Raw genomic sequence first — 22573 nt, 5'->3', positions numbered from 1 at the left:
CTCATGACCTGGGACTGGAGTCCCTGAGCGTCCGTGCTTGTCCGGGAGGGTGCGGAGCGGTTGTCACGCAGTTAGACACTCAGCGGAGAGCTGACAGATCAGCGGAAGTCGCCTTTGGCTCCTACGACCTTCGCGTGTCGGCTTCGCCGACGGGCTGCAACACCCCGGGTGTTGCAGCCGTACGTACCCAGACATCGGAGCGGGACACTAGGACACAGAGAGAGGGAAGAGACCCGCGGAATCGGACAGTCGGACAGTGGTTGTCTGGTGCTGTCCGGGTCGTTTTTGCTGGTTGGAAGCTCAACCGGACAGTCGGACACCTGGGACACCACTGCGTCAGTCAGTCGGCGAACGTCCTCAGTGCCTTCTGAGCTGTCTCCACGTAGCGCTCCAGCGCCTCCCTGATTCCACCCGTGAAATCACCGCTGAAGCCGACGGGGCGCCCGTCGTCATGCACGTCCCCGGCTGCTCTCGTTATGAAGGCATCCGCGAGCAGCTTGGTGAAGGCTAGTCTCGCCGCGCGAGCTGCGTCGCTCACTTCCTTCGGGCCTTCCAAGTCCACGGCTCCGAGGGCGCGCTGCATTGCGCATCGGTGCTGCTCAATCACGTCTGCAATGCGTGACGGATCGGCCTCTCGCGTGTCCTCGTCGACCAGATTCCCCAGGGTGTCCCTGGCCTCCCGGCACACCGTCAGGAAGTCGTTGTACGTGCGCTTCCGCGGCTCCCGGAGCTGAAGCTGAGCCTCGGACACAGTCTGGCGTTTGGTCTGCCTGTAGACGAAGTAGTTGCCGCCGAGGCCTGCCAACGCCGTGATGCCGCCGGCGAGTACAGCTGAGGTTCCCGCATCCATTCGACCAATGATGCCCAGCCACGGGCATGTTGTCGCATGACCGGGACGTGCCGCCCGTGGGGAGCGACCCCATCCTCGTCTGGGCTTGGGTCATAGAACGAGCTTGTCGCCGTCCCGGACGTCCTGTTTTGAGGAAGAACGATACGATTGTGATGCCAGCTCACAGCGGCTTGTCGTTGCTTCGCGCAACTGCCGTTGGGGGGTTGGCCCTAAGATCCAGAAACCCAGGGGGCTTGATGGCAGTGGCCAAGAGGCATCACACGGTGCCTCAGTTCTACTTGCGGGGTTTCGCTGACGATCAGCAGATCGCCACCGTGCGTCTTCCGGGAGATTCTCGCTTCCTTCAGTCGGTCCGCAAGGCCGCGAGCGAGACCAACTTCTATACCGTGGAAGGACACGAGGACGGGCCGGATGCCTTTGAAAAACTGCTGGCTTCATTCGAGGGGAACGCGGCGAGGGTCTTCGAGATCATTCTTGGTGGAGGATGGCCGTTGTCCCCTGAAGATAGACTCATCCTCGCCCACTTCATTGCTCTCCAAGCCGTCCGTGGTCCTGAACAGCGTCGCAACATGGAAAGCATGGCGGGCCAAATCGCTCGACTTGAAATCGGCTACGGGGGTCGGGCCGGAGTTAAGGGGTGGTTTGAAAGGAACCGAGGCGTCTCCGTCACAGACGAGCAAGCAGAACAGTTGTGGCAGGAGGCGACACAGCCCGGAGGTCCTCCAGTACGGATAGCTCCGATCGCTCATATTCGGCAGATGGCCGAACGCACCGAAACTTTGTTGCCGTATATTGCGGGTCGGCCGTGGAGCCTTGTGCGATTCGAGAAGCGGTCACTCATCACGTGCGACACTCCGGTTGGTCTAGTGCCTCGTGTGGATCACGAACCGTGGGAGGGCGTTGGCTTCATGACTGCATGGGGCATCACCTATCCCCTCACACGCAAGCTCGGGCTGCTGCTGAGCGATCCGATGGTGTTTGCCGACGCTATTCCCGTGGAGGCGGTCAGAGCAGGCAAGTGCGACCTCGTGAAGAGCGGTACTACCGCTCTGGAGAAGTTCTTCAACAGGATCACCGTGGCCTCAGCGAGTCAATGGCTCTACCACCATCCTGAGGACCGGGGCTTCATGCCCGAAGAGCTGCCGGCCCCGAAGCCTGTGACGCTGCACATGTCGGGAGGACCGGAAGAGTTCTCCGGGGAACCGATCTTCAATCCGACGGAGACTTGAGGCAGGGCCGTCGGAGCCACGGAACCGTGGACTGCGCTTCTATGTGGGACAAGACAGGCGCCGCCTCCTTTGGAGGCGCCGCCTTGGAGAAGCACGCAGGGCTTACCTTGCCTGCCATTCTTGTTCGAGTAGGGAGAACAGGACGCTGTCCCGCCATGCTCCATTGGTGAAGACGTGGTCGCGCAAGACGCCCTCGCGTGTGAAGCCGAGGGCTTCAACGAGCTTGATTGAGGGCGCGTTGTCGGGACCGATTGCAGCGCTGATGCGATGTAGACCGAGGTCCTGAAAGCCGAACTGGATCAGGGTCTTGGCCGCGTCTGTGGCATACCCCTTGCCCCACTCCGTTGGCGCGAGGGCGTATCCGAGCTTGCCCGCCTGGACGCCGCTGAGTCCGATCCGGCAGAAGCCGATCACGTTGTCACTCGGAGGAGCTGCGACCGCTAGGTAGTACTCATTGCGCGGGATCTCCTTGGCGCGGGTCGCTGCACCTTCCAGCATGGCACGTACTCCGTCACGGTCTCGACTGTCGTACGAGAGCCATCGTGTTACCCGGTCATCGCCCGCAATTTTCAGGACGTCGTCGGTGTCTTCGAGGGTGAAGTCTCGGAGAGTGACGCTCTCTCCTTCGAGGCAGATGGCGTTGTTCACGCTGAACTCCGTTATCGAGGAAGGGACTTGAGAGGAGTACGGGTGAACATCTCGATGCGCTCCTGGAGTTCGCCACCCGGGACAGCTAGTGGGGAGCTGCTGAGTGCCTTGTGCACGCGCATGGTGCTGTTCACGATGCCGTTGATTCGATTCTCCGGCTCAAGGTCGAGGATCGGGTTCACAGCCTCTTCTGCACCTTCCAGCTCGCCAAGGTGGATGCGCGCAATGGCTAGGCCCGTATGGCTTCCAGCCTGGTCCCCAAAGGCCCATTCGGAGTCTGACGTGTCAGCGTACGCGTCGACCGCGCGGGCAGCGTAGTCCTGCGCGTCTTGCGCTTCGGAAGGAAGCCAGGCCATTGCGTCCGCTGCGAAGTAGCTCTGACGCACCGGGCCGAATGTGCAGAGCCCTCCCAGCTCGTCGACTTCATCACTACGCACGCTGTCCCAGGCGTCATCAGCACGGCGGATGGCTGAGCGCGTCTTATCGGCGTTGCCGAGAGCCGCCCAAGCGCGAGCCTCACACATGGGCAGCCAAACGGCGGTCGTGTTTTGGGCGTGCGAGGCGAATTCGCCACCCGCCTGAGCGAACTTCACTGACTCGTGGAGGCGCCCGGCCCAATAGGCAATGAGTGACTGCTGTCCGCGAATCCAGGCGCGTAGTCCGTTGTGGTCTGCGTTCTCCGCGCACAGGTACGCGGTCCGGGCCTGGGCCATTGCTGCGTGTGGGTCCGCGAGATCGTGGCTTGCCTTGGCGAGCAGCCCGCTCGTGACTCCCGTCAGGAAGTAGAGCTGTCGGGCTTGTTCGGGACGCTGACGGCTTTCCAGGAGCTTGTACAGGAGTTCCTGCGCCTGCACTAAGTCTCCAAGGAGTTCGGGCAGTGGCCGCTGCGGATAGTCCGTCGCCAGGCGGCGGACGTCGTCGTGGACCTGTTCCATGGCCTCGTTGGTGATGTTGCCTTGATTCGCTGCGAGGGCGAATGCCTTTGCCCGCTGCGCTGCCAAAGCGATCAGCTCCCTGTCGATGTCAGGCTGGCCCTTCGCAACGACCAGTCCCGAGGACGAATGCTCTCCCGAGGGAGTAGCGGCTTCCCACGGTCGGAGAAGCTCGTTCAGCGGTTTGCCGAACATGGTCTGCAGGACGCGACGGGTCACAGGTGTGGTGTTGGAGCGCTCGCCGCTGGCAAGTCGCCGAAGATGCCGAGGACTTAACGTGGCGTCTTCGTTCAACTGAGCCGCGAGGCGGTCGAACTCGGCCGTGATCTCCTCGTAGGTTCGGTCTTGCTGCCAGAGAAGTTGCTCCAGCATCGTTCGTGGCTCTCGGCTCCCCTTGCTCGCGCTGCCGGCCACGGCGCCTCCCTGTGTCGCTTGCCCTACAGCCTCAGTGTCCGTCCGCGACGGGAACGTGTCCGCTGCTGGTCCGGTTGCGGTCCGCCACAGGTCCGTCGGCGGTCCGCTGTGGGACCTCGTGTGGTCATACTGACTGATCAGAGAGTCATCGTCAGGAGGAAACGACGATGACTCAGGCCCCAGTAGCCACAGCCAAGTTGGCCGCGCAGCACTGCTCAGGTCCGGTGGGGTCGCTCTTCGAGAGCGGCTACCCGCTCTTCGAGTTGTTCCACCCGACGATGAAGAGCGCTGACGCTATCCGGCTCAACTCCCTTGTCCGTGGTCGCTTGCTGATGCTTCGAAGTGTCAGCAACGAAGGTGCCCCTCTGGCCCGCGGATTCAATGAGCCCTTCATCGCGGAGGATGCGCAGTCCGTTCTGCACGGTCTGCGAGGCCACGCCGAACCGCTCCGCCAGCTTCGTATGCGCGGGCAGCTTCTGGCCTGGCTTGAGCACCTTGTTGTCGATCTCGGTGCGGAGCGCGTCAGCGATCTGAACGGACGGCAAGCGTGGGTCGTCAGCGTCGATGGTCATTCTCCTGAGCTTATACATCAGCACGAACTAGAGCGAGATGCCCCGTGGGGCTTGTCAGCTATAGCGAACTAGTTCAAACTAAGTGGAATGCCCGCCCTCCGCTCATTCCATCCGCATCCACTGATCGTCAGGGGCGGCAGCCAACCGACCAAGTATCTGCCTGCCGCCCCTGGCTCTCCCGTCCCGACCAAGATTCAGGAGCAGCCCATATGTCCATGAAAGCCTTCATCGGCTCCCACCAGGTCATCACCGATGGCGACGCCCTCGAACTCGCCCTGGGCACACCGCTGGAACTCTGGCTCGGCGTCGACGGCGAGAGCGAAGCCGAGCGAGCCGCCCGTCAGGACGCGGCCCGCGACATCCTCGCCGACGACCCGGAGCTGTTCGACCGCGCGGTACGCGTCGTCGCCGACGCCCTCCCGCCGCTGCGACGGCCCGCGACCGCCACGTTCATCCCGCTGACCCCCCGCTGCCTGTGCGGCGCTGAGGAGGTGGCGGCATGAACGAGATGCTTCCCCTCGCCTCCGCTGTTCTGCCGGCGGCCGGTTGGGGTCTGCACGCGCTGCGACTGCGGCGGCAGTTGGACCGCGCCCACCGCGACCCGCTGACCGGCCTGCTCGGTCGGGAAGTCTTCGAGGCCCGTGCGGCTCGGCTGCTGCGCGGGGGTCCCGCCGTCGTCGTCATGGCCGACCTGGATGGCTTCAAGGCCCTGAACGACACCCACGGGCACGCGGCCGGAGACGAGGCCATCCGCGCGGCCGGAGCAAGCTTCCACGACGTCGTGAGCGGCCCTGCCGGCGGGATCGCGGCGCGCCTGGGCGGGGACGAGTTCGCCGCCGTGGTGCCGACGCCCCACGCGGAGGCCATGTCGTGGCTGCTGCGCGGTCTGCACGACGAACTGACCGCGCCCACCTGGATCGGCGGCCGGGTGTTGACCGTCGGCGCGTCGGTGGGCGGCTGTTGGACCGGCGACCTGCCCGCCCCGGACCTGTCCACGGCGCTGCGGCGCGCGGACGAGGTCATGTACCTGGTCAAGCGCGGTGGGGGTGGCTGGCTGCCCGCCGCACCCGGAGCGCCTGCCCTGCCGAGCGTCCACGGACGCCGCATCGGCCGCGACGGCGCCCACCGCGAAGGGAGGGCCGCGTGATGAGCGTCGACCTCACCAAGAACATGGGCGGGACGGTGCCGCCGCTGAGCAAGAACGAACGCGCACTGCTCGGCACCGCCGCGCTCGGAGGCGTCGGAGTCGGAGGACTCGGACTCATCGCCTCCTTCAACTCCGTCTCCGACGCCGCTCAGCGCTGGGGATTCGGCGAGCCGTGGATGCTGCCCGTCGGGATCGACATCGCGATCCCGGTCTTCACCGTGGTCAACCTGCTACTCATCCGCATGGACATGCGTCTGGCGTGGGTGCGGTTCGTGCCCTGGGCGCTGACCCTGATCACCTGCTACCTGAACGTCTCGGCAGGCAAGGACGTGGCAGCCAAGGCCGCGCACGGCACCATGCCGCTGCTGTGGGTCGTCCTCTCCGAAGTCGCCGCGCACGTCTACGCCGTGCGTATCGGGGCAGTGACCGGCACCCGCATGGAGAAGATCCGCCGCTCCCGCTGGCTGCTGGCCTTCCCCTCCACCTTCGCGCTGTGGCGCCGGATGACGCTCTGGGAGATCACCAGCTACCGCGACGCGCTCCAGATGGAGAAGCAGCGGCAGTTGGCCCGTGCGGACCTGGAAGAGCGGCACGGGAAGGGCTGGCGCCGACAGGCTCCCCGCCGTACCCGCGTACTGCTCAAGCTCGGAGAGCTGGCCCCGCAGGACGCCATGCCGGCACCCGGCGACCAGGACAAGTCCGAACCGCCGGAGCAGGACAAGGCGCCGGGGTCGCCGCGCGCACCGCGTCAGCGCCGCGCCTCGAAGGCGAAGGGTAAGGCGGGGAAGTCCCTGCGGCTGCCGTTCGAGGAGCAGCTGGTCAAGGCCCGTGAGCTGACCGCAAGTTGGTCAGAGCAGGAGCTGAAAGCCGAGCCGATCCGGCAGACGCTCGGATGCGGAGAGGAGCGCTCCCGGCAGCTGCGCGACGCGCTGAAGAACGAGCGCGCGGAGGGCCGGAGCCTGCACTCGGTACCGGCTGAGCCGGAAGCTGCCGCGTCATGAGCGCCGCATTCGGCGAGTGCTACGACCCCGACGGGAAGCGCTGGGGCATCCCGACCTACCTGTGGCGCTGGGCACCCGAAGGACTCGCCACCAAGCGGCAGTTACGGGCACAGGGTCTGCGACCCGGCGGTCAGGAACCCGTCGGCCAAGTGATGCGGCAGCGTCGCCACCGGCCGCCGCTGATCGGCTACCTCTACCGCATCGACCGCGCGAAGCCCGTACGGCCCATGACGCCGGCCAAACGCGCCGCGCTCGCCAAGGCTATGGCTGCCCGGCGGACGTGCCCCGGATGCGGTGGGGTGCTGCCCTACTGCATCCCCCTCTCACTCGGGGTCTGCGTCGGGTGCGCGTACCCCGACGTTGCAAAAGCCGCATAACGGATGAGTAGACGTCACGTCAAAACTGCTACACGTTGTAGCACTTGTGCCCGCTTCGAGGGTGCAGAGTTCCACCTCAGGGCCCGACCGCCCACCTCCTACAGCGACGGCCGGGCCCCTACCTCCCAACCAAGGAAGGAAGTTTCAGTGAACCACTCCGATGACCACGACAAGAACCACGACCTGTTCGCCCGGCTCGAAGCCGAGATGGCCGACGGCCCCGATGGCAGCGTGCTCGACTTGAGCAAGGCTCGGTCGGCCCGCAGCAACCCGACCGACGCCCCCGACGCGTCGACCGACCCCGGAACCGACTCCGCGCCGACCGAGTCGGGCGATCCGTCGGCCCGTCGGTTGGTCGACTCTCCCGGCGGTCCGTCGGGCGCCGGATTCATGGACCGGGTGCGCGGAGCGAAGCGGCGGGATGTGCTGCCCGGTTGGGCGAAGTCCCAGCCGGAGTTCGTCAGCGCCGCCGGCTGGGTCGCCGGGCACACCGGCCACACTGTCGCCTACCACGGCGTGCGCGTGCCCTGGTACACCCTGCGCCTTGCAGTGCAGGCGCCGCGCGGTGCCGCGAAGTTCCTCGGTGGCTCGCTGCGTTGGGTGGCCGACGCGGAGGGCGAGCCGCTGCGTCAGGCGACCGCCAGTCTCGGCAACTCGGCTGTGGGGGAGTACCTGAAGCTTTCCCGGCAGCGGGACCGTCGTGTGCGTTGGCGCACCCTGGTGGCCGTCGTCGCCTCCATCGTCGGCTTCTCGACGGCGCTGGCGATGTACGTGCTGGCCCCGACGTGGATTCTTGCCCTGTCGGGTACGGCCGTCACGCTCGCCCTCGGGTGGCTTGGTCAGCCGGCCGACGCACCGGTCATTTACCGTGCGGTGGAGACCAGTTCGGCACCGAAGCTGACCAGTGACATCGTGCTCCGCGCGCTGGGGGCGCTGGGTATCCCGGCGATCAACCAGCAGCAGGCCAAGGCCGGTGAGGGCTTCAAGCTCACCGCCCCAATCGCCCGGGACGGGCGCGGCTGGCGAGCCGAGGGCGACCTGTCCTACGGGGTCACGGCCACCGAAGTGATCGACCGCCGGGACAAGCTCGCGTCCGGTCTGCGCCGCCCGCTGGGCTGTGTGTGGCCGGAGTCGGTTCCGGAGGAGCACACGGGGCATCTGGTGCTGTGGGTCGGCGACCAGGACATGTCCAAGGCCAAGCAGCCCACGTGGCCGCTGCTGAAGTCCGGGAGCGTGGACCTGTTCAAGCCCGTGCCGTTCGGCACCGACCCGCGCGGCCGGTGGGTGGAGATCACGCTCATGTACATCGCGGCCGTCATCGGCGCGATCCCGCGCATGGGCAAGACGTTCCTGCTCCGGCTCCTGCTGCTCATCGCCTCGCTCGATCCGCGCGCTGAGCTGCACACCTACGACCTGAAGGGCATCGGCGACCTTGACCCTGTCGGCAACGCCGTCGGGTACCGGCACCGCGCCGGCGACGAGGAAGAGGACATCGAGTAGGCCCTCGCGGACTTGCGGGAACTGCGCAGTGAGCTGCGCCGGCGTACGAAGGTGATTCGCTCCCTGCCGCGGGATGTGTGCCCGGAGTCGAAGGTGACCAGCGAACTGGCTTCCAAGCGGTCGCTGGGTCTGCACCCGATCGTGATCGGGGTGGATGAGTGCCAGGTCTGGTTCGAGCACGAGAAGCACGGCAAGGAGTTCGAAGAGATCTGCACTGACCTGGTCAAACGCGGCCCGGCAACCGGCATCGTGCTCGCCCTCGCGACACAGCGGCCGGACGCCAAGGCACTGCCGACGGGCATCTCCGCGAACGCCTCAGCGCGGTTCTGCCTGAAGGTCATGGGCCAACTGGAGAACGACATGGTGCTGGGCACCTCCGCCTACAAGCGCGGTGTGCGCGCGACCATGTTCAGCTGGGCCGACAAGGGCATCCACTACTTCGTCGGCGAAGGCGCGGACGCCCGGATCGTACGCAGCGTTTTCGCCGACGCGTTAGCCGCCGACGCGATCGCCTCACGTGCGCGGAAGCTGCGCGAGGACGCCGGCACCCTGGCCGGTCACGCCCTCGGCGAGCAGCCGGAGACGGAGGCGGCAGCATCGTTCGACCTGCTCAAGGATCTGCTCGCCGTCATCGGCGCCGACGAGGCGAAGGTGTGGAACGAGATCGCTGCCGCCCGGCTCGCCGAGCTGCGGCCGGAGGTCTACGGCGAGTGGACCGGTGAGCAGCTGACCGCCGCGCTCAAGCCCTACGGCGTCAAGACCGGCCAGGTCTGGGGCACCACCGACGACGGCAAGGGCGCCAACCGGCGTGGCATCAAGCGCGCCGACAATCTCACTGCTGTCGCGGAGCGTGACGGAAACAGCGACGCAGCCTGACCGCGAAGCGCCGCTAGACCTAGCGGGAGACCCTGCTAGGTCTAGCGACCCCGCTAGCGCCCCACATCCCACCTGATCAGGTCACTAGTTCCTAGTGGCCTTCCCCGAGTACGCCCTGAAACCCGCCCTGGGAGGGCTCCATGACCCCTGTCCTGACCGCTATACCCGGACTCCTGTTCATCACCCTCGGTTACGCCGCTGTGTGTGCGCTCTCGCCGTTCGGCGACTGCCGCAAGTGCCGCGGCTTCGGCTACAAGCTCACCACCAACCGGCACGGCAAGCTCAAGCGCGGCAAGCACTGCCGCCGCTGCGACGGCCACGGCAAGCGCCTCCGCGCCGGCCGCTGGATCTACAACCACGCCGCCCGACTCCACCGCGAGAGCAGCCCGCGCACCAACTCCAAGGAAGGCGCCGCCCGATGACCGTGACCCTGCCGCTCGTGCTCATCCTCGCCGCGATCGTGGCCGCGCTGCTGAAGTTCCGCGCCGTCGGCTTCGGCGCCGCCGTCCTCGTCATGCTCTTCGGTTTCTACCTCGCCGGCACCGACGCGGCACCGTCCATCACCCAGTTCGTGACAGCCGTCGGCGACGCCTTCGGTGACACCCACAACTAGCCCGGAAGGAGCCTCACATGGACCCGTACGCGTCCGGCAGCGAGCGCATCACGCTCATGGCTGTCGGTGAATTCCGCGCCGCTCTCGACGCGTTCGAGCGCGGCGAGATGGCCGCTGCGGTCTCCGGCCTGATGGCCATCGACACCGCTTCGTGGCAGGCGATCGAATCCCGGCTCGCCGCCCTGGGCGGCAGCATGCCCGAACTCCTCACGCTCGTCAGGAGCAGCCGTGAACGCTGAATTCACCGCCGTCGTTCTGCTCGCCGCACCCGGCACGGTCTGCCTCGCCGGGCACCTGTGGAGCCGCCGCCAGGACACCGCGATCGCAGCGGCCTTCCGTACGGCACCACCGAATCCGCCGACGGGCGACGGTGAGCCGCTGCCTACACCGGAAGCGCTGGCAGATGTCATCGCCTTCCCCGCTCGCCGGTGCGGCGAGCCGGAGCAGGAACAGAGCGCCTAGCTACGCCCGGAGGCGGCAGCCAACCGACCAAGGAATGCCTGCCGCCTCCGGTTCTCCCATCCCAACCAAGAAACAGGAGGACTCCAGGATGCCCTATCCGTCCCCTTCCCCGCTGCCCCATGCTGCCCTGGCAGCTGCCGAACGCGGCTGGCACGTCTTCCCGCTCGCACGCGGCGGCAAGCGCCCCGCGGTTCGAGCCTGGGAGCAGCGCGCCACCCTCGACACCGCCCGGATCGAACGGTGCTGGGCTGCCGGTGACTACAACCTCGGCATCGCCACTGGACCGTCGGACCTGGTCGTCATCGACTTGGACGTGCCCAAGGATGACAACACTGCACCGACTGAGACTCCTGCCGGCATCACGTGCGGTGAGGACGCGCTGGCCGCTCTCTCCGACGAGCACGGGCAGCCGTACCCGTCGGAGACCTACACCGTCCGCACGGGCACAACGCCGGGGGGAATCGAGCTTCGGAACACGGCGGGCACGCTCGCGTGGAAGGTCGACACCCGCGCCGGAGGCGGGTACGTCGTCGGTGCCCACAGCACCGTCAACGGCAGCACGTACAGGGTCGTCCATGACGCGCCCGTGGCGCCGTTGCCGGTCTGGCTCGCGGTGCTGCTGACTCCGGCTCCGCTGCCGCCGCAGAAACCCGTCACGGTCCCGCTCACGGCCACAGACCGCCGCAGCTCCTACCTAAATTCCGCCGTCAACGCGGAGCTGGAGCGCGTCACCAGCTCCGGCGAGAGCCAGCACAACAACGCGCTCTACCTCGCCTCGCGCTGGGGCAGCTGGTCGCCGGAGGAGAGCTGAACGAAGCCGAGATCACCGGCTACCTCGCTGCTGCTGCCGCACAGGTCGGACAGGGAGCGCGCGAGGCACAGCGCACCATCGCCTCCGGCTTCCGCGCCGCCCGGCAGCGTCCGAGGACGGTGGCCGCATGAGCGCCGCACCCCTGATCCCCAATCACCTCTCCTCGGTACCTCCAACACCCGTCGGCGGTAAGGGGGATGCCCAGCCGGTGCGGGAGCGCACCCGTACGGCGTGGACCGCCGACGAACTCATGGCAGCGGACTTCCCCGAGCCGAAGTGGGCGGTGCCCGGCGTCATCTCCGAGGGCGTGAACCTGCTTGCCGGACCGCCCAAGGTCGGCAAGTCCTGGCTCTCGCTGGGACTTGGCCTCTCCGTCGCGGCCGGCGGCAAGGCGATGGACACCGTCCCGGTCGAAGGCGGACCGGTGCTCTACCTCGCGCTGGAGGACACCCCGCGGCGTCTCCAGTCCCGCATGGGCAAGATCCTGGGAGGCCAACCGGCGCCCTCCGGGCTCACGTTGGCAACCACGTGCCCGCCGCTGCCGCAGGACGGCAACGAAGCCATCTGCCAATGGCTGGAGCGGCACCCGGTCGCGCGCATGGTTGTCATCGACGTGTTCGCCAAGATGCGCGGCAACTCTGCACCCGGAGCCTCCGCGTACGACGCTGACTATGCCGCTGTCGGCCACGCCAAGCGCATTGCCGACCACTACGGCATCGCTGTGGTGCTCGTACACCACGTGCGCAAGGCAGGTTCGGACGACTTCCTCACCGAAGTCTCCGGCACCAACGGCCTCGCTGGCGCGGCAGACGCCACGCTCGTACTAAAGCGCTCACGTGGACAGGCCGACGGCGTTCTGCACGTCACCGGCCGCGATGTGGACGAAGCCGAATACGCGCTCCAGTTCCACGCCGCCGCTGGCGCTTGGCAGATGCTCGAAGGTCCCGCCACGGACCACACTATCGGCGACACCCGCGCCGCGATCCTCCGGCACCTGCGCACCAACCCGGGCGCAAAGCCGAAGGACATTGCCGCCGCCCTGCCGGAGGTGAGTGAGGACACCGTCCGCCGGAACTGCTCCCGCATGGCCACAGACGGCCAGCTCAGCAAGGACAGCTCCGGCCGCTACTACCCGCCCGGCAACACCGGACAGCCGCAAGACACCTCGGAGGTGCCCCAGCTGTCCGACTACCCCACCTGACCAGCAAGAACTACCCGGACAGCTCCAGACCCCCACTGTCCGATTGTCCGATTCCGACGACCCGCACGGGAGGGACCAGTGAGTGCCGCGCCTGTTCTCTACCGGATACCGGATGCCATGCGCGTTCTGGGCATGAGCCGGACCGTCATCTACGAACTCATCCGCACCGGTCGCCTTCGCACCGTCAAGAAAGGACGCACCCGGCTCGTTCCGGCGTCCGCAATCAACGAATATGTCGTGCTTTTGGAGCGCGAGGCAGGAGAGGCAGCATGACCGCACGTCGCAGCAGGGGAGACGGCGGGCTCCATTGGGATGTCAAGCGTCAGCGGTGGATTGCTACGGCGAGCCTGGGATTCGACGGGCGCGGAAAGCGAATCATCAAACGCGGCAGTGGCCGCACCAAGACCGAAGCCAAGGTGAAACTCAAGTAGGTGCTGCGGGACTTCGAAGACGGCTTGGCGATTGCACCCACCAACTACACCGTGCGGGGCGCCGTGAACGACTGGCTGCAATATGGGCTCGCGGGGAAAGACTCTGGAACCGTCGACAACTACAAGTCCCTGTGCGAGAACCACGTCCTCTCCGAACTCGGTGAAACGAAGCTGAGGGACCTCAGCGCTGAGGACGTGGACAAATGGCTCGCCGCCAAAGCCGAAGTCCTGAGCACGCGGACTCTTCGACTTATCCGCTCATGCCTCAATCGATCGGTGAAAAGGGCCATGGCGCGCGACAAGGTGAAGCGCAACGTCGTAGAGCTGTGCTCCATCCTCGTGGGACAACCAGGGCGCCCGTCCAAGTCGTTGACCCTCGCCCAAGGCGAGGCAGTGCTTGCGGCGGCCGTCGACACTCCCATGTACGCCTACATCGTGGCCTCCCTGCTCACCGGTGGCCGTACGGAAGAGTTGCGGGAACTGACGTGGGACCATGTCGACTTGGAGGGCGACCCCTCGGCTACGCCGGCCGTGCCTCCGTACGTCGCTGTGTGGCGCTCTGTCCGCGCGACAGGAGACACCAAGACACGCAAGTCCCGCCGCACGCTCGCGCTTCCCGGACGCTGCGTAGAGGCCCTGCGCGTGCAGTGGGAACGTCAGGGGTGGCAGCGAGTCGCGGCGGGGGAGAGGTGGCAGGAACAGGGGCTCGTGTTCACGTCCGAAGTAGGCACTCCGCTGGACGCCGCGAACGTCCGCAGAGCCTTTCGTCAGGCGCTCTCGAAGGCCGAGGGCGTCGATCCTGCGGACTGGACGCCACGCGAGCTGCGGCACAGCTTCGTGTCGCTGCTCTCTGATAGCGGCGTGCCGCTGGAGGAGATATCACGGCTGGTGGGTCACTCCAGCACCGCCGTGACAGAGGAGGTCTACCGAAAGCAGATCCGCCCCGTGATCCAGTCTGGAGCAGTCGTGATGGACAGCATCTTCGGGACCGATCCGGAATCGTAGACGCACATTGAGTGGAGGAGGGTCCACTTTCGGAATGGGAAGTGGACCCTTGTGCGTTCGAGGGAGACCTTAACTGGTTTCGCCGTCAATTCCATCTTCACCTATTGCATCGGAGCTGCGATAGAGGAATTTGAGATACGCCCTATAAGCGGTGTCTCGTGCGGCCTTAATTTTCTCAGAAGTGTCGTCAACTTCTCCGGTTTGCAACTCGGGGTGGATGACGTCCAGTAGTCGGTGTTTGAAGTCCCCCAGTTTGCCAGACAAGTCAATTGCTGCATTGATCACCGAGCGTGGTCCTTCAATGTGTACCTGGGCTTGAAGGTGCTTGAGGCTTCCTTGTGCCGCCGTAGAGGCGTCGTATAGTGCGACAGCGGATTCGCGTCGCTCTGCTCGTTCGTCCTCGGAGTCTCTGGATTGCAGAATTTCCAAGTGCTGTCCAATCTTAGAGAGTCGGTCAAATTCAGTCTGGCAGGCCTCGGCGTACGCCACGTATGCCTGCTTGCGTGGTTCCCGTATGAGCCGCACGTGCTCGGCTCGGAGTTGTAGGCGCGCTTGAGCGCGGCTGGACAGCGCGGCGATCGCGCCGGCTGCAGCCGTGCCAGCTGCACCTACCGCCGCACCTACGATTCCTGCTAATGCTGCGTCCATGAGCACAGTGTGCCTCCCAGGCTGGGTAGCAGCGGCAGGCGGGGAACTGGCCGCCGGAGACCTCGGAGGCACATGTCAACGCGGTCTGGCTCAGGGTGAAGCTGGAAGGGCTGTCGGGAGTGAGCGATGACAGTCACGCACTTAGTCACGCAAGCGCGACTGAGGGGCTGTTCTCTATGACGAGAACAGCCCCTCACCTGCTACTTCACCTGTCGGGACGGCGGGATTTGAACCCACGACCCCTTGACCCCCAGTCAAGTGCGCTACCAAGCTGCGCCACGTCCCGGTGCTCGTCGGTTCGGGGCTTTGCCCCTCGCCGTTCGCGCACAAAGAACAATACATGACGTCCGAGGGTGCTCGCGCACCCCTTCCGTGGCCGGTGGGGGCGCCGCCCGGCGGCGGGTTTGGTGGTCGGGGCGGCGGGAACTGCGGGCAGGGTCCGCGTAGGTCCCCGAGGTCTGGAGTACCGACCGTGAGCCGGTCCCGCATAGTCATCGTCGGAGCTGGATTCGCCGGCTATCAGGCAGCACGGACGCTCTCCCGCAGGTATCGCGGAGTGGCAGAGGTCGTACTGGTGAATCCGAACGACTACTTTCTGTATCTGCCGCTGCTGCCCGAGGTCTCCGCCGGTGTGCTGGAGCCGCGCCGGGTGTCCGTGTCGCTGGCGGGGACGCTGCGGGGTGTGCGCCTGGTGCTGGGCGAGGTCGACGGTGTCGACCTCTCGTCGAGGAAGATCACCTACGTCGATCCGGAGGGCGAGGCGCGCGAGCTGGGCTACGACCGTCTCGTGCTGACCGTCGGCAGCGTCAACAAGCTGCTCCCCATTCCGGGTGTGGCCGAGCATGCGCACGGTTTCCGGGGCATGCCGGAGGCGCTGTACCTGCGTGACCACATCTCGCGGCAGATCGCGATGGCCGCGTCGGCCGACGACCCCGCCGAGCGTGACGCCCGCTGCACCTTCGTGGTGGTCGGTGCGGGGTACACGGGCACCGAAGTCGCGGCGCACGGCAAGCTGTTCACCGATTCGCTCGCGAGGCAGTATCGGCGGGCCGGTAACGGGCTGCCCGGAGACAAGCAGCCGCGGTGGATGCTGCTCGATATCGCGCCGCGCGTGCTCCCGGAGCTCGACGAGCGGCTGTCGAAGACCGCGCACCGGGTGCTGACGAAGCGCGGCGTCGACGTCCGTACGGGAATGTCGGTGAAGGAGGCCACGAGTGAGGGGGTGCTCCTGGACGACGGTGAGTTCGTCAGGACCGAGTCCCTGATCTGGTGTGTGGGTGTGCGGCCGGACCCGCTTGTCGAGGAGATGGGCCTGCCTTCCGAGAAGGGGCGGCTCTGCGTCGACGAGTATCTCCAGGTGCCGGACCACCCCGAGGTGTTCGCGTGCGGTGACGCCGCCGCGGTTCCGGACCTCACGAAGCCCGGTGAGTACACGCCGATGACGGCGCAGCATGCTGTGCGGCAGGGCAAGGTCGTGGCGCGCAACGTGGCCGCGTCGCTGGGTACGGGGGAGCGGCGCCCGTACAAGCACCACGACATGGGGTTCACGGTCGATCTCGGTGGCCTTCAGGCGGCGGCCAATCCCATGGGGGTGCCTTTGTCGGGGCCTCTGGCCAACGCGGTGATGCGCGGCTATCACCTGGCGTCGCTGCCGGGCAACAGGGTGCGGGTCGCGGCGGATTGGCTGCTGGATGCGGTACTGCCGAGGCAGGCGGTGCAGCTGGGGCTGGTGAGGTCCTGGTCCGTGCCTCTGGAGTCGGCGTCGCCTGAAGTGGCATCGCACCCCTACGAACCGCGGGCCGGGTCTGCGGGGACTGCCGGTTCCGCTTGAGGTCTCGGAGCATCTCGAAGCCAGGCCTGCGGCCCGCTTTCGCCGAATCGGGGGAGGCGGGCCGCGGCCTGAGGGTGAGGGCTGTGTCCACAGATGGCGCTCTGTCCACAGAAAGTAACTCGTCGCGACGGAAAGTGACGGGTGTCGGCTAGCTTCTCCGTACCGCTGGCGAACGTCGCCGGGAGGAACGGAGAAGGGGGATGCCCATGCACGGGGGACTGCCCGTCATCGGGGTCAGTGTGCTGGTGTACGGGGTCGTCGGCGCCCTGGTCATAGGGCGGGACGCCCTGAACCGGTGCTTCCGCGGGCAGGGGCGCCGGAGGCGCGGGGGAGGACGGGAGGTGACGCCATGCGCCGCAGCGTCACAGTGATCGTCCCCGCTCATGACGAGGAAGAGGGGCTGCCGGCCACCCTTGAATCGGTTCTCGGGCAGACAGTGCCTCCGGAGCAGGTGATCGTCGTCGACGACGCCTCCAGTGACGGCACGGGCGACGTGGCCCGCAGCTACGGCGTGCAGGTTCTGCGCCCGCCCCAGAACCTCGGCAGCAAGGCGCGAGCGCAGAACTACGCACTGCCGCACTGCACTTCGGAGCTCGTGCTCGCGGTGGACGCCGACACGGTCCTGGCCGAGGACTACATCGAGCGGATCGTCCCGGCATTTGACGATCCGGCCGTCGTGGTCGCTGCCGGAAACGTCCAGACGCGCTTCGCCAGGACGGTGTGGGAGCGGGGCCGCTCAGTGGAATACCTCTTCGGGTTCCACTGGCACCGCCCGATCCAGCAGCGGGCGAACAGCCCCATGGTGTGTTCGGGTTGCTGCTCGGTCTTCCGCAGGGAGGTGCTGGTCGGATTCGGCGGTTTCCCGGAGCGGACCATCGTGGAGGACATGGACTTCACCTGGTCACAGCAGATCGCGGGGCGGCGTGCGCGGTACGTCGGTGAGGCCGTCGCATGGGCGGCGGACCCGGAGACCCTGCTGTATCTGCGCAAGCAGGTATGGCGCTGGATGGCGGGGTTCTGCCAGAACGTGCGCCTGCACACAGGGCAGTTGATCAGGCGGAAACCGATACTCGCCGTCTGGGTGCTGCTGGCGATGCTGGAGATCCTGACCGCACCGCTGTGGTGGAGCGCGCCGGTCGTGCTGACGGTCTGGCTGGGGCACGGCGTGGTGCCCACTCTGCTGTGGTGGCTGAGTGCGGAGCTGGTATTCACGCTGCCACCACTGGTCTACGCGGCTCGAAAACGCAGGCTCAAGTTGCGAGAAGTGCTGCTCAACATCCCCTGCGTCTACCCCGCCAAGCTCGTGAACCTCTGGTACGCGTGGAAGGCCGTCGCCGTGGAGCTCGTCCTCGTACCGCTGCGCATCTCCAAGGGGTTGACCGTCTACGAGAAGGGACGCGGGCCGGCATCACCGTCGCCGGTGCTGTCGAGCAGAGCGAGCCCGGCGTAGTTCTCCGCCAGTTCGGCGGCCGCGGTGCGGGAGGAGGCGATGCGCTCCAGTTGTGCGAGCTGAAGGCGAGTGTCGAAGGGGGACTGGTCCGGCACGGTGTGGAGGGTCGTGGTCATGAAGTAGGAGAAGTGCTCAGCCCGCCAGACGCGCCGCAGCCTGCGGGCTGAGTAGGTTTCGAGAGCGGCGGTGTCGCCGGAGGCGTGGTGGCGTGCGAAGGCGTCGGCCAGCACGGCGACGTCGGCGACTGCGAGGTTGAGGCCCTTGGCGCCGGTGGGCGGCACGATGTGCGCCGCGTCCCCCGCGAGGAAGAGCCTTCCGTACTGCATGGGTTCGGTGACGCTGCTGCGCATGGGCAGCACCGCCTTGGAGGTGATGGCCCCGCGGTTGAGCCGCCAGTCCGGGTCGCTCGCGAGGGCGAACCGGGTGTCGAGCTCGTCCCAGATCCGCCCGTCCGGCCACTCGTCCGGATCCGTCCCGTTCGGCACCTGGAGGTAGAGGCGGCTGACGGTCGGGGACCGCATGCTGTGCAGCGCGAATCCGCGGGGCGAGTGCGCGTAGATCAGCTCATCGCAGGAAGGCGGTGCGTCGGCGAGGACGCCGAGCCAGGAATGGGGGTATTCGCGCTCGTAGGTACGGGCGACCGAGGCGGGCAGCGCCGAGCGCGAAACGCCGTGGAAGCCGTCGCAGCCGACGACGAAGTCGCAGTGCAGGACGCGCTCTTCGCCTCCGTAGGTGTATCGCACGGTGGGCCGCGTGCTGTTGCTGGAGAAGACCGTCCCGCGCTCGGGATCGGCGGAGTCCGCATCTGTGCCCGCGGTGATGCCGTCGACGGTGTGTACCTCTGCGTCGAAAAGCAGGGGCGAGGTGTTCTGCAGTTTGGCGAGATGGAGGGAGATGAGGTCTTTGACGATCTCGGTCTGCGCGTAAATGGTCACGCGGCGACCGTCGGCGAGTGAGGGGAAGTCGATGTGGTGTGCGCGGCCGGCGAAGCGCAGTTCGATGCCGTCGTGCACGAGCCCTTCCCGGTCCATTCGTTCGCCAGCTCCGCACCCGCGAAGAACGTCGACCGTGGTCTGCTCCAGCATTCCCGCCCGCTGCCGATGCTCCGCGTACGCGCGGTCGCGGCTCTCCAGTACGACGCTGTCGATGCCGGCCTGGTGCAGCAACCGGGCGAGCAGCAGACCGGCTGGTCCGGCGCCGATGATGGCGACGGTGGTCTCGTGCGGTACGTGCGCGGGCGCGGCCTGCGTTCGCCTTCCGTCCGTCATCAGCGAACGGCTCCGCCTGTCGTGCGCTTGTCTGTCCCGCTCAGGTGTTCGTGGTGCATGCGGTGATCGTCTCAACCGGGCGGCGGTCTGACCAGACCTTACGGAACGCTGACACACGGGGCGGAACGGGCGGTTGCACCAGGGCGCGACCGTAGCGTTGCCTCATGCGCGTATTGATCACAGGTGGAGCGGGGTTCATCGGTTCGCACGTCGTGTGCGCACTGGAGGCGGCGGGTCACGAATCGGTGGTACTCGACACGGCACCGTCAGACCGGGGGCTTGTCGGAGACGTGCGGGACCGGCACGCGGTGTTCCGGGCGCTGGAGGGCGTCGACGCGGTCTGCCACCAGGCCGCCATGGTCGGCCTGGGCAAGGGCTTCAGCGACGCCGCCGAGTACGTCAGCCGCAACGACTTCGGCACGGCCGTGCTCCTCGAGGAGATGGCCGAGGCCGGCGTTCGCGGACTCGTGCTGGCCGGTTCGATGGTGGTGTACGGGGAGGGGCGTTACAGCTGTCCGCTCCACGGGCCGGTGCGTCCCGGACCGCGATCCGTACGGGATCTGGACGGCGGCCGGTTCGAGCCGCCGTGCCCACGCTGCGGCGCGGCGCTCGAGCCCGGCCTCGTCGGTGAGGACGCACCCGTCGACCCGCGGAACGTCTACGCGACGACCAAGCTGGCGCAGGAGCACCTCGCGGCCGCATGGGCGCGCGCGACGGACGGCCGGGTGCTGAGCCTGAGGTACCACAACGTCTACGGCGACGGCATGCCCCGGGACACACCTTACGCGGGCGTGGCCTCCTTCTTCCGGTCGGCGCTGGAGCGTGGCGAAGCTCCGCGCGTGTTCGAAGACGGTGCGCAGCGGCGGGACTTCGTCCACGTCGACGACGTCGCCGCAGCCAATCTCAGGGCGCTGGAGGCGCTGGGCGAGCGGCCGGCGGGGCAGCTGCACGCGTACAACACGGGGAGCGGCACGCCGCATACCGTCGGGGAGATGGCCCACGCGCTGGCCAAGGCGTTCGGGGGGCCGGAGCCGGTGGTGACGGGCGAGTACCGCCTGGGGGACGTCCGCCACATCACTGCTTCCTCCGAGCGGTTCCTGAATGACCTGGGCTGGCGTGCTCAGGTGGATTTCACGGAGGGGATGACGCGCTTCGCCCACGCGCAACTCGCCCCCTCTGCGGCGGTGCCGGTCCTCGCTCGCTGAGCGGTCCCTGTCGTGCGCCGACCGCCTGGGCAAGGGGGACCGTCACCACCCCGGCGGTCGGCGCACGACAGGGGTGTTCACTGCGCTGCGGGGAGGGTGACCTCGAAGCAGCAGCCTCCCGGCACGTTGCGCACCGCCGCCCGCCCCCGGTGTGCTTCGACGATGCCGCGCACGATCGCCAACCCCAGTCCGGCGCCTTCGGTGGGGGTGCGGGCGTCGGTCCCGCGCCAGCCGGTGTCGAACACCCGGGGGAGGTCACCTGCCGGTATGCCGCCGCACTGATCGGTGACCGACAGCACCACGGTGCGGGCTTCCCGCCGCGCGGCGACAGCGACTGTGCCGTCAGCGGGTGTGCGGTGGATCGCGTTGACGAGGAGGTTGGCGAGGACCCGTGTCATCTCCCGGCCGTCCACTTCGACCGGGACCTGTTCGACGCCTTCCTCGGCCAGGCGCACCCCGCGTTCCACCGCGAGGGCGTCGGCTCCGGCGATGGCGTCACACACGAGGTCGTACACGGATACGCGGGTGGGGGAGAGGGTGAGGGAACCGGCCTGGATGCGCGAGAGTTCGAAGAGGTCGCCGACCATTCCCGTCATGCGTTCCACCTCTCCGCGGATCTGACGGTGGTAGCGGGCGGGGTCCTCCGCGATGCCGTCCTCGAGGGCTTCGGCCATGGCCCGCAGGCCTGCGAGCGGCGAACGCAGGTCGTGCGAGATCCAGGCGACCAGTTCGCGGCGTGAGGCCTCCAGGGCTCGTTCGCGTTTCCGGGACGCCGCAAGCCTCGTGCTGGTGTCTTCCAACTGTCTCGCGAGAGCTGTGAGTTCGGCTGGCATGGGGGTGGCGGGCGCCACGAAACCCCCGTCGCGGGGCCGTGGAAGCACGCTCGAAAAGCGGCTTCCGCTCCCGTCGCTGTCGCTGTCGCCGTTGCCGAAGCCGTCTTCGCCCAGCGTGCGCGCCGCCTGCTCCAGGGCCCGGTGACCGCTGATCACCCAGCGGCCGAGGAGCAGCGCCGTCACCGTGGCCGTCACGGCGGCGACGGCGCAGACCGTCGTCACCACACCGAGATCGTGCTTGTTGAGCAGCATCGCCCATGCCACGGACAGCGTGCCCGCCAGCATCGAGCCGACCGCCACGGCGGTCAGCACGGCGAGCGAGACAGCGACCGATCTGCGGCGCAGGGCCCGGAGCGCCAACAGGCCGGCGAGGCCCACGGCGGCCGCGCCGAGAGCCGCGTGCAGTGCGATGAGCAGAAGGTCACGCACCTGCGCCTCCGCGGTCCGCACCGGCCTCCGGGTCTTCCGCTGCACCTCTCGCGCCAGGATCGTCGAAGCGGTAACCGACGCCCCACACCGTGGTGATCAGACGCGGATGTGCGGGATCGGCTTCGACCTTGTGCCGCAGACGCCGCACGTGCACCGTTACCGTCGACAAGTCGCCGAAGTCCCAGCCCCACACATGGGTCATCAACTCCTCGCGGCTGAAGGCCCGTCCCGGATTCCGCAGGAAGTGCGCCAGAAGGTCGAACTCGCGCAGCGTCAGCGCCAGAGGGCCGCGCGCGTCGGAGACCGTACGGGCGGCAGGGTCGAGCGTGATGCCGCCTCCGCCCAGCAGCGGCCCCTGGACGGGCTGCGCGGCCGCGCGGCGCAGCACCGACTCGACGCGCAGCACCAGTTCGCGGGGGCTGAAGGGCTTGGTGACGTAGTCGTCGGCGCCTACCTCGAGACCGAGGATGCGGTCCTCCTCGTCGCCGCGCGCGGTCAGCATCACCACGGGGACAGGGCGTTCCTCGCGGAGCTTCCGGCACACTTTCAGACCGTCCAGGCCGGGCAGCATCAGGTCCAGCACGACGAGGTCGGGCGGAGCGGCCTGTGCGCGGTCGAGGGCCGCGGGCCCGTCGGCGGCGCGGTCGACCGTGAAGCCGGACCTGTCGAGGTAACCGGCCACCACTTCCGTCACGGTCGGGTCGTCGTCGACGACCAGTACCCGGCGGCGGGGCGGCGGCATGGGCATCGTTCGCATGCCGGCGAGTCTGGCACCGGCGACGGCTCCTGGGGATGTGCGGAACCCGCTCAGGGCGCTGACGTCAGGCTTCCGTAAGGTGC

General features: G+C 67.4%; 25 protein-coding genes, 1 tRNA gene and 1 pseudogene. 18 read left to right on the top strand and 9 right to left on the bottom strand.

The window, feature by feature from the left end:
- Nucleotides 1-340: 340 nt before the first annotated feature.
- The gene (locus H181DRAFT_RS02280) at nt 341-850 is read right to left on the bottom strand and encodes a hypothetical protein (RefSeq protein WP_139131655.1); all 510 of its coding nucleotides are present in this window, start codon (nt 848-850) and stop codon (nt 341-343) included.
- Between the two features lie 236 nt (nt 851-1086).
- On the opposite strand from H181DRAFT_RS02280, the gene H181DRAFT_RS02275 reads away from it, so the two are divergent.
- The gene (locus H181DRAFT_RS02275) at nt 1087-2079 is read left to right on the top strand and encodes a DUF4238 domain-containing protein (RefSeq protein WP_045862405.1); all 993 of its coding nucleotides are present in this window, start codon (nt 1087-1089) and stop codon (nt 2077-2079) included.
- A 102-nt stretch (nt 2080-2181) separates the two neighbouring features.
- Here H181DRAFT_RS02275 and H181DRAFT_RS02270 read toward each other — a convergent pair whose 3' ends face one another.
- The 3 genes from H181DRAFT_RS02270 to H181DRAFT_RS02260 form a co-directional block, all read right to left on the bottom strand.
- The gene (locus H181DRAFT_RS02270; protein WP_199810797.1) at nt 2182-2727 is read right to left on the bottom strand and encodes a GNAT family N-acetyltransferase; all 546 of its coding nucleotides are present in this window, start codon (nt 2725-2727) and stop codon (nt 2182-2184) included.
- An 11-nt stretch (nt 2728-2738) separates the two neighbouring features.
- A complete protein-coding gene (locus tag H181DRAFT_RS02265; RefSeq protein ID WP_217627982.1) occupies nt 2739-4073 on the bottom strand; it encodes an NsdA family TPR-like regulatory protein in 1335 nt (444 codons plus the stop codon).
- A 215-nt stretch (nt 4074-4288) separates the two neighbouring features.
- Entirely contained in the window at nt 4289-4645 is a 357-nt protein-coding gene (locus H181DRAFT_RS02260; protein WP_045862404.1) for a GntR family transcriptional regulator, read from the bottom strand.
- A gap of 215 nt (nt 4646-4860) precedes the next feature.
- Here H181DRAFT_RS02260 and H181DRAFT_RS02255 point away from each other — a divergent pair, with 215 nt between their 5' ends.
- The 14 genes and pseudogenes from H181DRAFT_RS02255 (at nt 4861) to H181DRAFT_RS02195 (ending at nt 14069) form a co-directional block, all read left to right on the top strand.
- Nucleotides 4861-5148 carry a hypothetical protein gene (locus H181DRAFT_RS02255; RefSeq protein WP_074467682.1) on the top strand — a complete coding sequence of 96 codons (288 nt, stop codon included), beginning with the start codon at nt 4861-4863 and terminating at the stop codon, nt 5146-5148.
- Entirely contained in the window at nt 5145-5792 is a 648-nt protein-coding gene (locus H181DRAFT_RS02250) for a GGDEF domain-containing protein (RefSeq protein WP_045862403.1), read from the top strand. Before H181DRAFT_RS02255 ends, H181DRAFT_RS02250 begins: the two co-directional genes overlap by 4 nt.
- Nucleotides 5792-6793, top strand: coding sequence for a DUF2637 domain-containing protein (locus tag H181DRAFT_RS02245; RefSeq protein WP_045862402.1), 1002 nt, complete (start codon nt 5792-5794; stop codon nt 6791-6793). Before H181DRAFT_RS02250 ends, H181DRAFT_RS02245 begins: the two co-directional genes overlap by 1 nt.
- Nucleotides 6790-7170 carry an RRQRL motif-containing zinc-binding protein gene (locus H181DRAFT_RS02240; RefSeq protein ID WP_045862401.1) on the top strand — a complete coding sequence of 127 codons (381 nt, stop codon included), beginning with the start codon at nt 6790-6792 and terminating at the stop codon, nt 7168-7170. The genes H181DRAFT_RS02245 and H181DRAFT_RS02240 overlap by 4 nt, the downstream gene beginning before the upstream one ends.
- Before the next feature lie 207 nt (nt 7171-7377).
- A pseudogene (locus H181DRAFT_RS02235) lies at nt 7378-9546 on the top strand (cell division protein FtsK).
- A gap of 140 nt (nt 9547-9686) precedes the next feature.
- Nucleotides 9687-9968 (top strand): hypothetical protein, encoded by a 282-nt coding sequence (locus H181DRAFT_RS02230; protein ID WP_045862400.1) that lies wholly within the window; start codon nt 9687-9689, stop codon nt 9966-9968.
- Nucleotides 9965-10159, top strand: coding sequence for a hypothetical protein (locus H181DRAFT_RS02225; RefSeq protein WP_045862399.1), 195 nt, complete (start codon nt 9965-9967; stop codon nt 10157-10159). The genes H181DRAFT_RS02230 and H181DRAFT_RS02225 overlap by 4 nt, the downstream gene beginning before the upstream one ends.
- Before the next feature lie 17 nt (nt 10160-10176).
- Complete coding sequence (locus H181DRAFT_RS02220; protein ID WP_045862398.1) at nt 10177-10398, top strand: hypothetical protein; 222 nt, start codon at nt 10177-10179, stop codon at nt 10396-10398.
- Complete coding sequence (locus tag H181DRAFT_RS02215; RefSeq protein ID WP_045862397.1) at nt 10388-10621, top strand: hypothetical protein; 234 nt, start codon at nt 10388-10390, stop codon at nt 10619-10621. The genes H181DRAFT_RS02220 and H181DRAFT_RS02215 overlap by 11 nt, the downstream gene beginning before the upstream one ends.
- A gap of 88 nt (nt 10622-10709) precedes the next feature.
- Nucleotides 10710-11432, top strand: coding sequence for a bifunctional DNA primase/polymerase (locus tag H181DRAFT_RS02210; RefSeq protein ID WP_254666665.1), 723 nt, complete (start codon nt 10710-10712; stop codon nt 11430-11432).
- A 127-nt stretch (nt 11433-11559) separates the two neighbouring features.
- Entirely contained in the window at nt 11560-12633 is a 1074-nt protein-coding gene (locus tag H181DRAFT_RS02205; RefSeq protein WP_078895421.1) for an AAA family ATPase, read from the top strand.
- A 78-nt stretch (nt 12634-12711) separates the two neighbouring features.
- Nucleotides 12712-12906 carry a helix-turn-helix domain-containing protein gene (locus H181DRAFT_RS02200; protein WP_254666664.1) on the top strand — a complete coding sequence of 65 codons (195 nt, stop codon included), beginning with the start codon at nt 12712-12714 and terminating at the stop codon, nt 12904-12906.
- Nucleotides 12903-13064 carry a hypothetical protein gene (locus H181DRAFT_RS29720; protein ID WP_254666663.1) on the top strand — a complete coding sequence of 54 codons (162 nt, stop codon included), beginning with the start codon at nt 12903-12905 and terminating at the stop codon, nt 13062-13064. The genes H181DRAFT_RS02200 and H181DRAFT_RS29720 overlap by 4 nt, the downstream gene beginning before the upstream one ends.
- Nucleotides 13065-14069, top strand: a complete 1005-nt coding sequence (locus H181DRAFT_RS02195; RefSeq protein ID WP_045862396.1) for a site-specific integrase — start codon at nt 13065-13067, stop codon at nt 14067-14069.
- A 69-nt stretch (nt 14070-14138) separates the two neighbouring features.
- Here H181DRAFT_RS02195 and H181DRAFT_RS29115 read toward each other — a convergent pair whose 3' ends face one another.
- Together H181DRAFT_RS29115 and H181DRAFT_RS02190 are read right to left on the bottom strand one after the other, a co-directional pair.
- The gene (locus H181DRAFT_RS29115) at nt 14139-14717 is read right to left on the bottom strand and encodes a hypothetical protein (protein WP_139131654.1); all 579 of its coding nucleotides are present in this window, start codon (nt 14715-14717) and stop codon (nt 14139-14141) included.
- A gap of 212 nt (nt 14718-14929) precedes the next feature.
- A tRNA-Pro gene (locus H181DRAFT_RS02190) sits at nt 14930-15003 on the bottom strand.
- 186 nt (nt 15004-15189) lie between these two features.
- Between H181DRAFT_RS02190 and H181DRAFT_RS02185 the strand changes: the two genes are divergently transcribed.
- Together H181DRAFT_RS02185 and H181DRAFT_RS02180 are read left to right on the top strand one after the other, a co-directional pair.
- Nucleotides 15190-16548, top strand: a complete 1359-nt coding sequence (locus tag H181DRAFT_RS02185; protein WP_045862395.1) for an NAD(P)/FAD-dependent oxidoreductase — start codon at nt 15190-15192, stop codon at nt 16546-16548.
- Nucleotides 16549-16897: 349 nt separating this feature from the next.
- Nucleotides 16898-17998 (top strand): glycosyltransferase family 2 protein, encoded by a 1101-nt coding sequence (locus tag H181DRAFT_RS02180; RefSeq protein ID WP_045862394.1) that lies wholly within the window; start codon nt 16898-16900, stop codon nt 17996-17998.
- Here the strand turns inward: H181DRAFT_RS02180 and H181DRAFT_RS02175 are convergent.
- Complete coding sequence (locus tag H181DRAFT_RS02175) at nt 17932-19266, bottom strand: 4-hydroxybenzoate 3-monooxygenase (RefSeq protein WP_045862393.1); 1335 nt, start codon at nt 19264-19266, stop codon at nt 17932-17934. The two genes, H181DRAFT_RS02180 and H181DRAFT_RS02175, sit on opposite strands and share 67 nt — an antisense overlap.
- Nucleotides 19267-19430: 164 nt before the next feature.
- Between H181DRAFT_RS02175 and H181DRAFT_RS02170 the strand changes: the two genes are divergently transcribed.
- Entirely contained in the window at nt 19431-20471 is a 1041-nt protein-coding gene (locus H181DRAFT_RS02170) for an NAD-dependent epimerase/dehydratase family protein (RefSeq protein ID WP_045862392.1), read from the top strand.
- A 77-nt stretch (nt 20472-20548) separates the two neighbouring features.
- Here the strand turns inward: H181DRAFT_RS02170 and H181DRAFT_RS02165 are convergent, their stop codons facing one another.
- Together H181DRAFT_RS02165 and H181DRAFT_RS02160 are read right to left on the bottom strand one after the other, a co-directional pair.
- On the bottom strand, nt 20549-21733 hold the full coding sequence (locus tag H181DRAFT_RS02165; RefSeq protein WP_045862569.1) for a sensor histidine kinase: 1185 nt from the start codon (nt 21731-21733) through the stop codon (nt 20549-20551).
- On the bottom strand, nt 21726-22490 hold the full coding sequence (locus tag H181DRAFT_RS02160; protein ID WP_045862391.1) for a response regulator transcription factor: 765 nt from the start codon (nt 22488-22490) through the stop codon (nt 21726-21728). The genes H181DRAFT_RS02165 and H181DRAFT_RS02160 overlap by 8 nt, the downstream gene beginning before the upstream one ends.
- Nucleotides 22491-22573: the final 83 nt, after the last annotated feature.

Source organism: Streptomyces sp. WMMB 714 (genome assembly GCF_900090125.1).
Taxonomy (GTDB): Bacteria; Actinomycetota; Actinomycetes; order Streptomycetales; family Streptomycetaceae; genus Streptomyces; species Streptomyces daqingensis.
The sequence above is the reverse complement of the archived record's forward strand: the minus strand, read 5'-3'. Positions and strand labels throughout refer to the sequence as shown.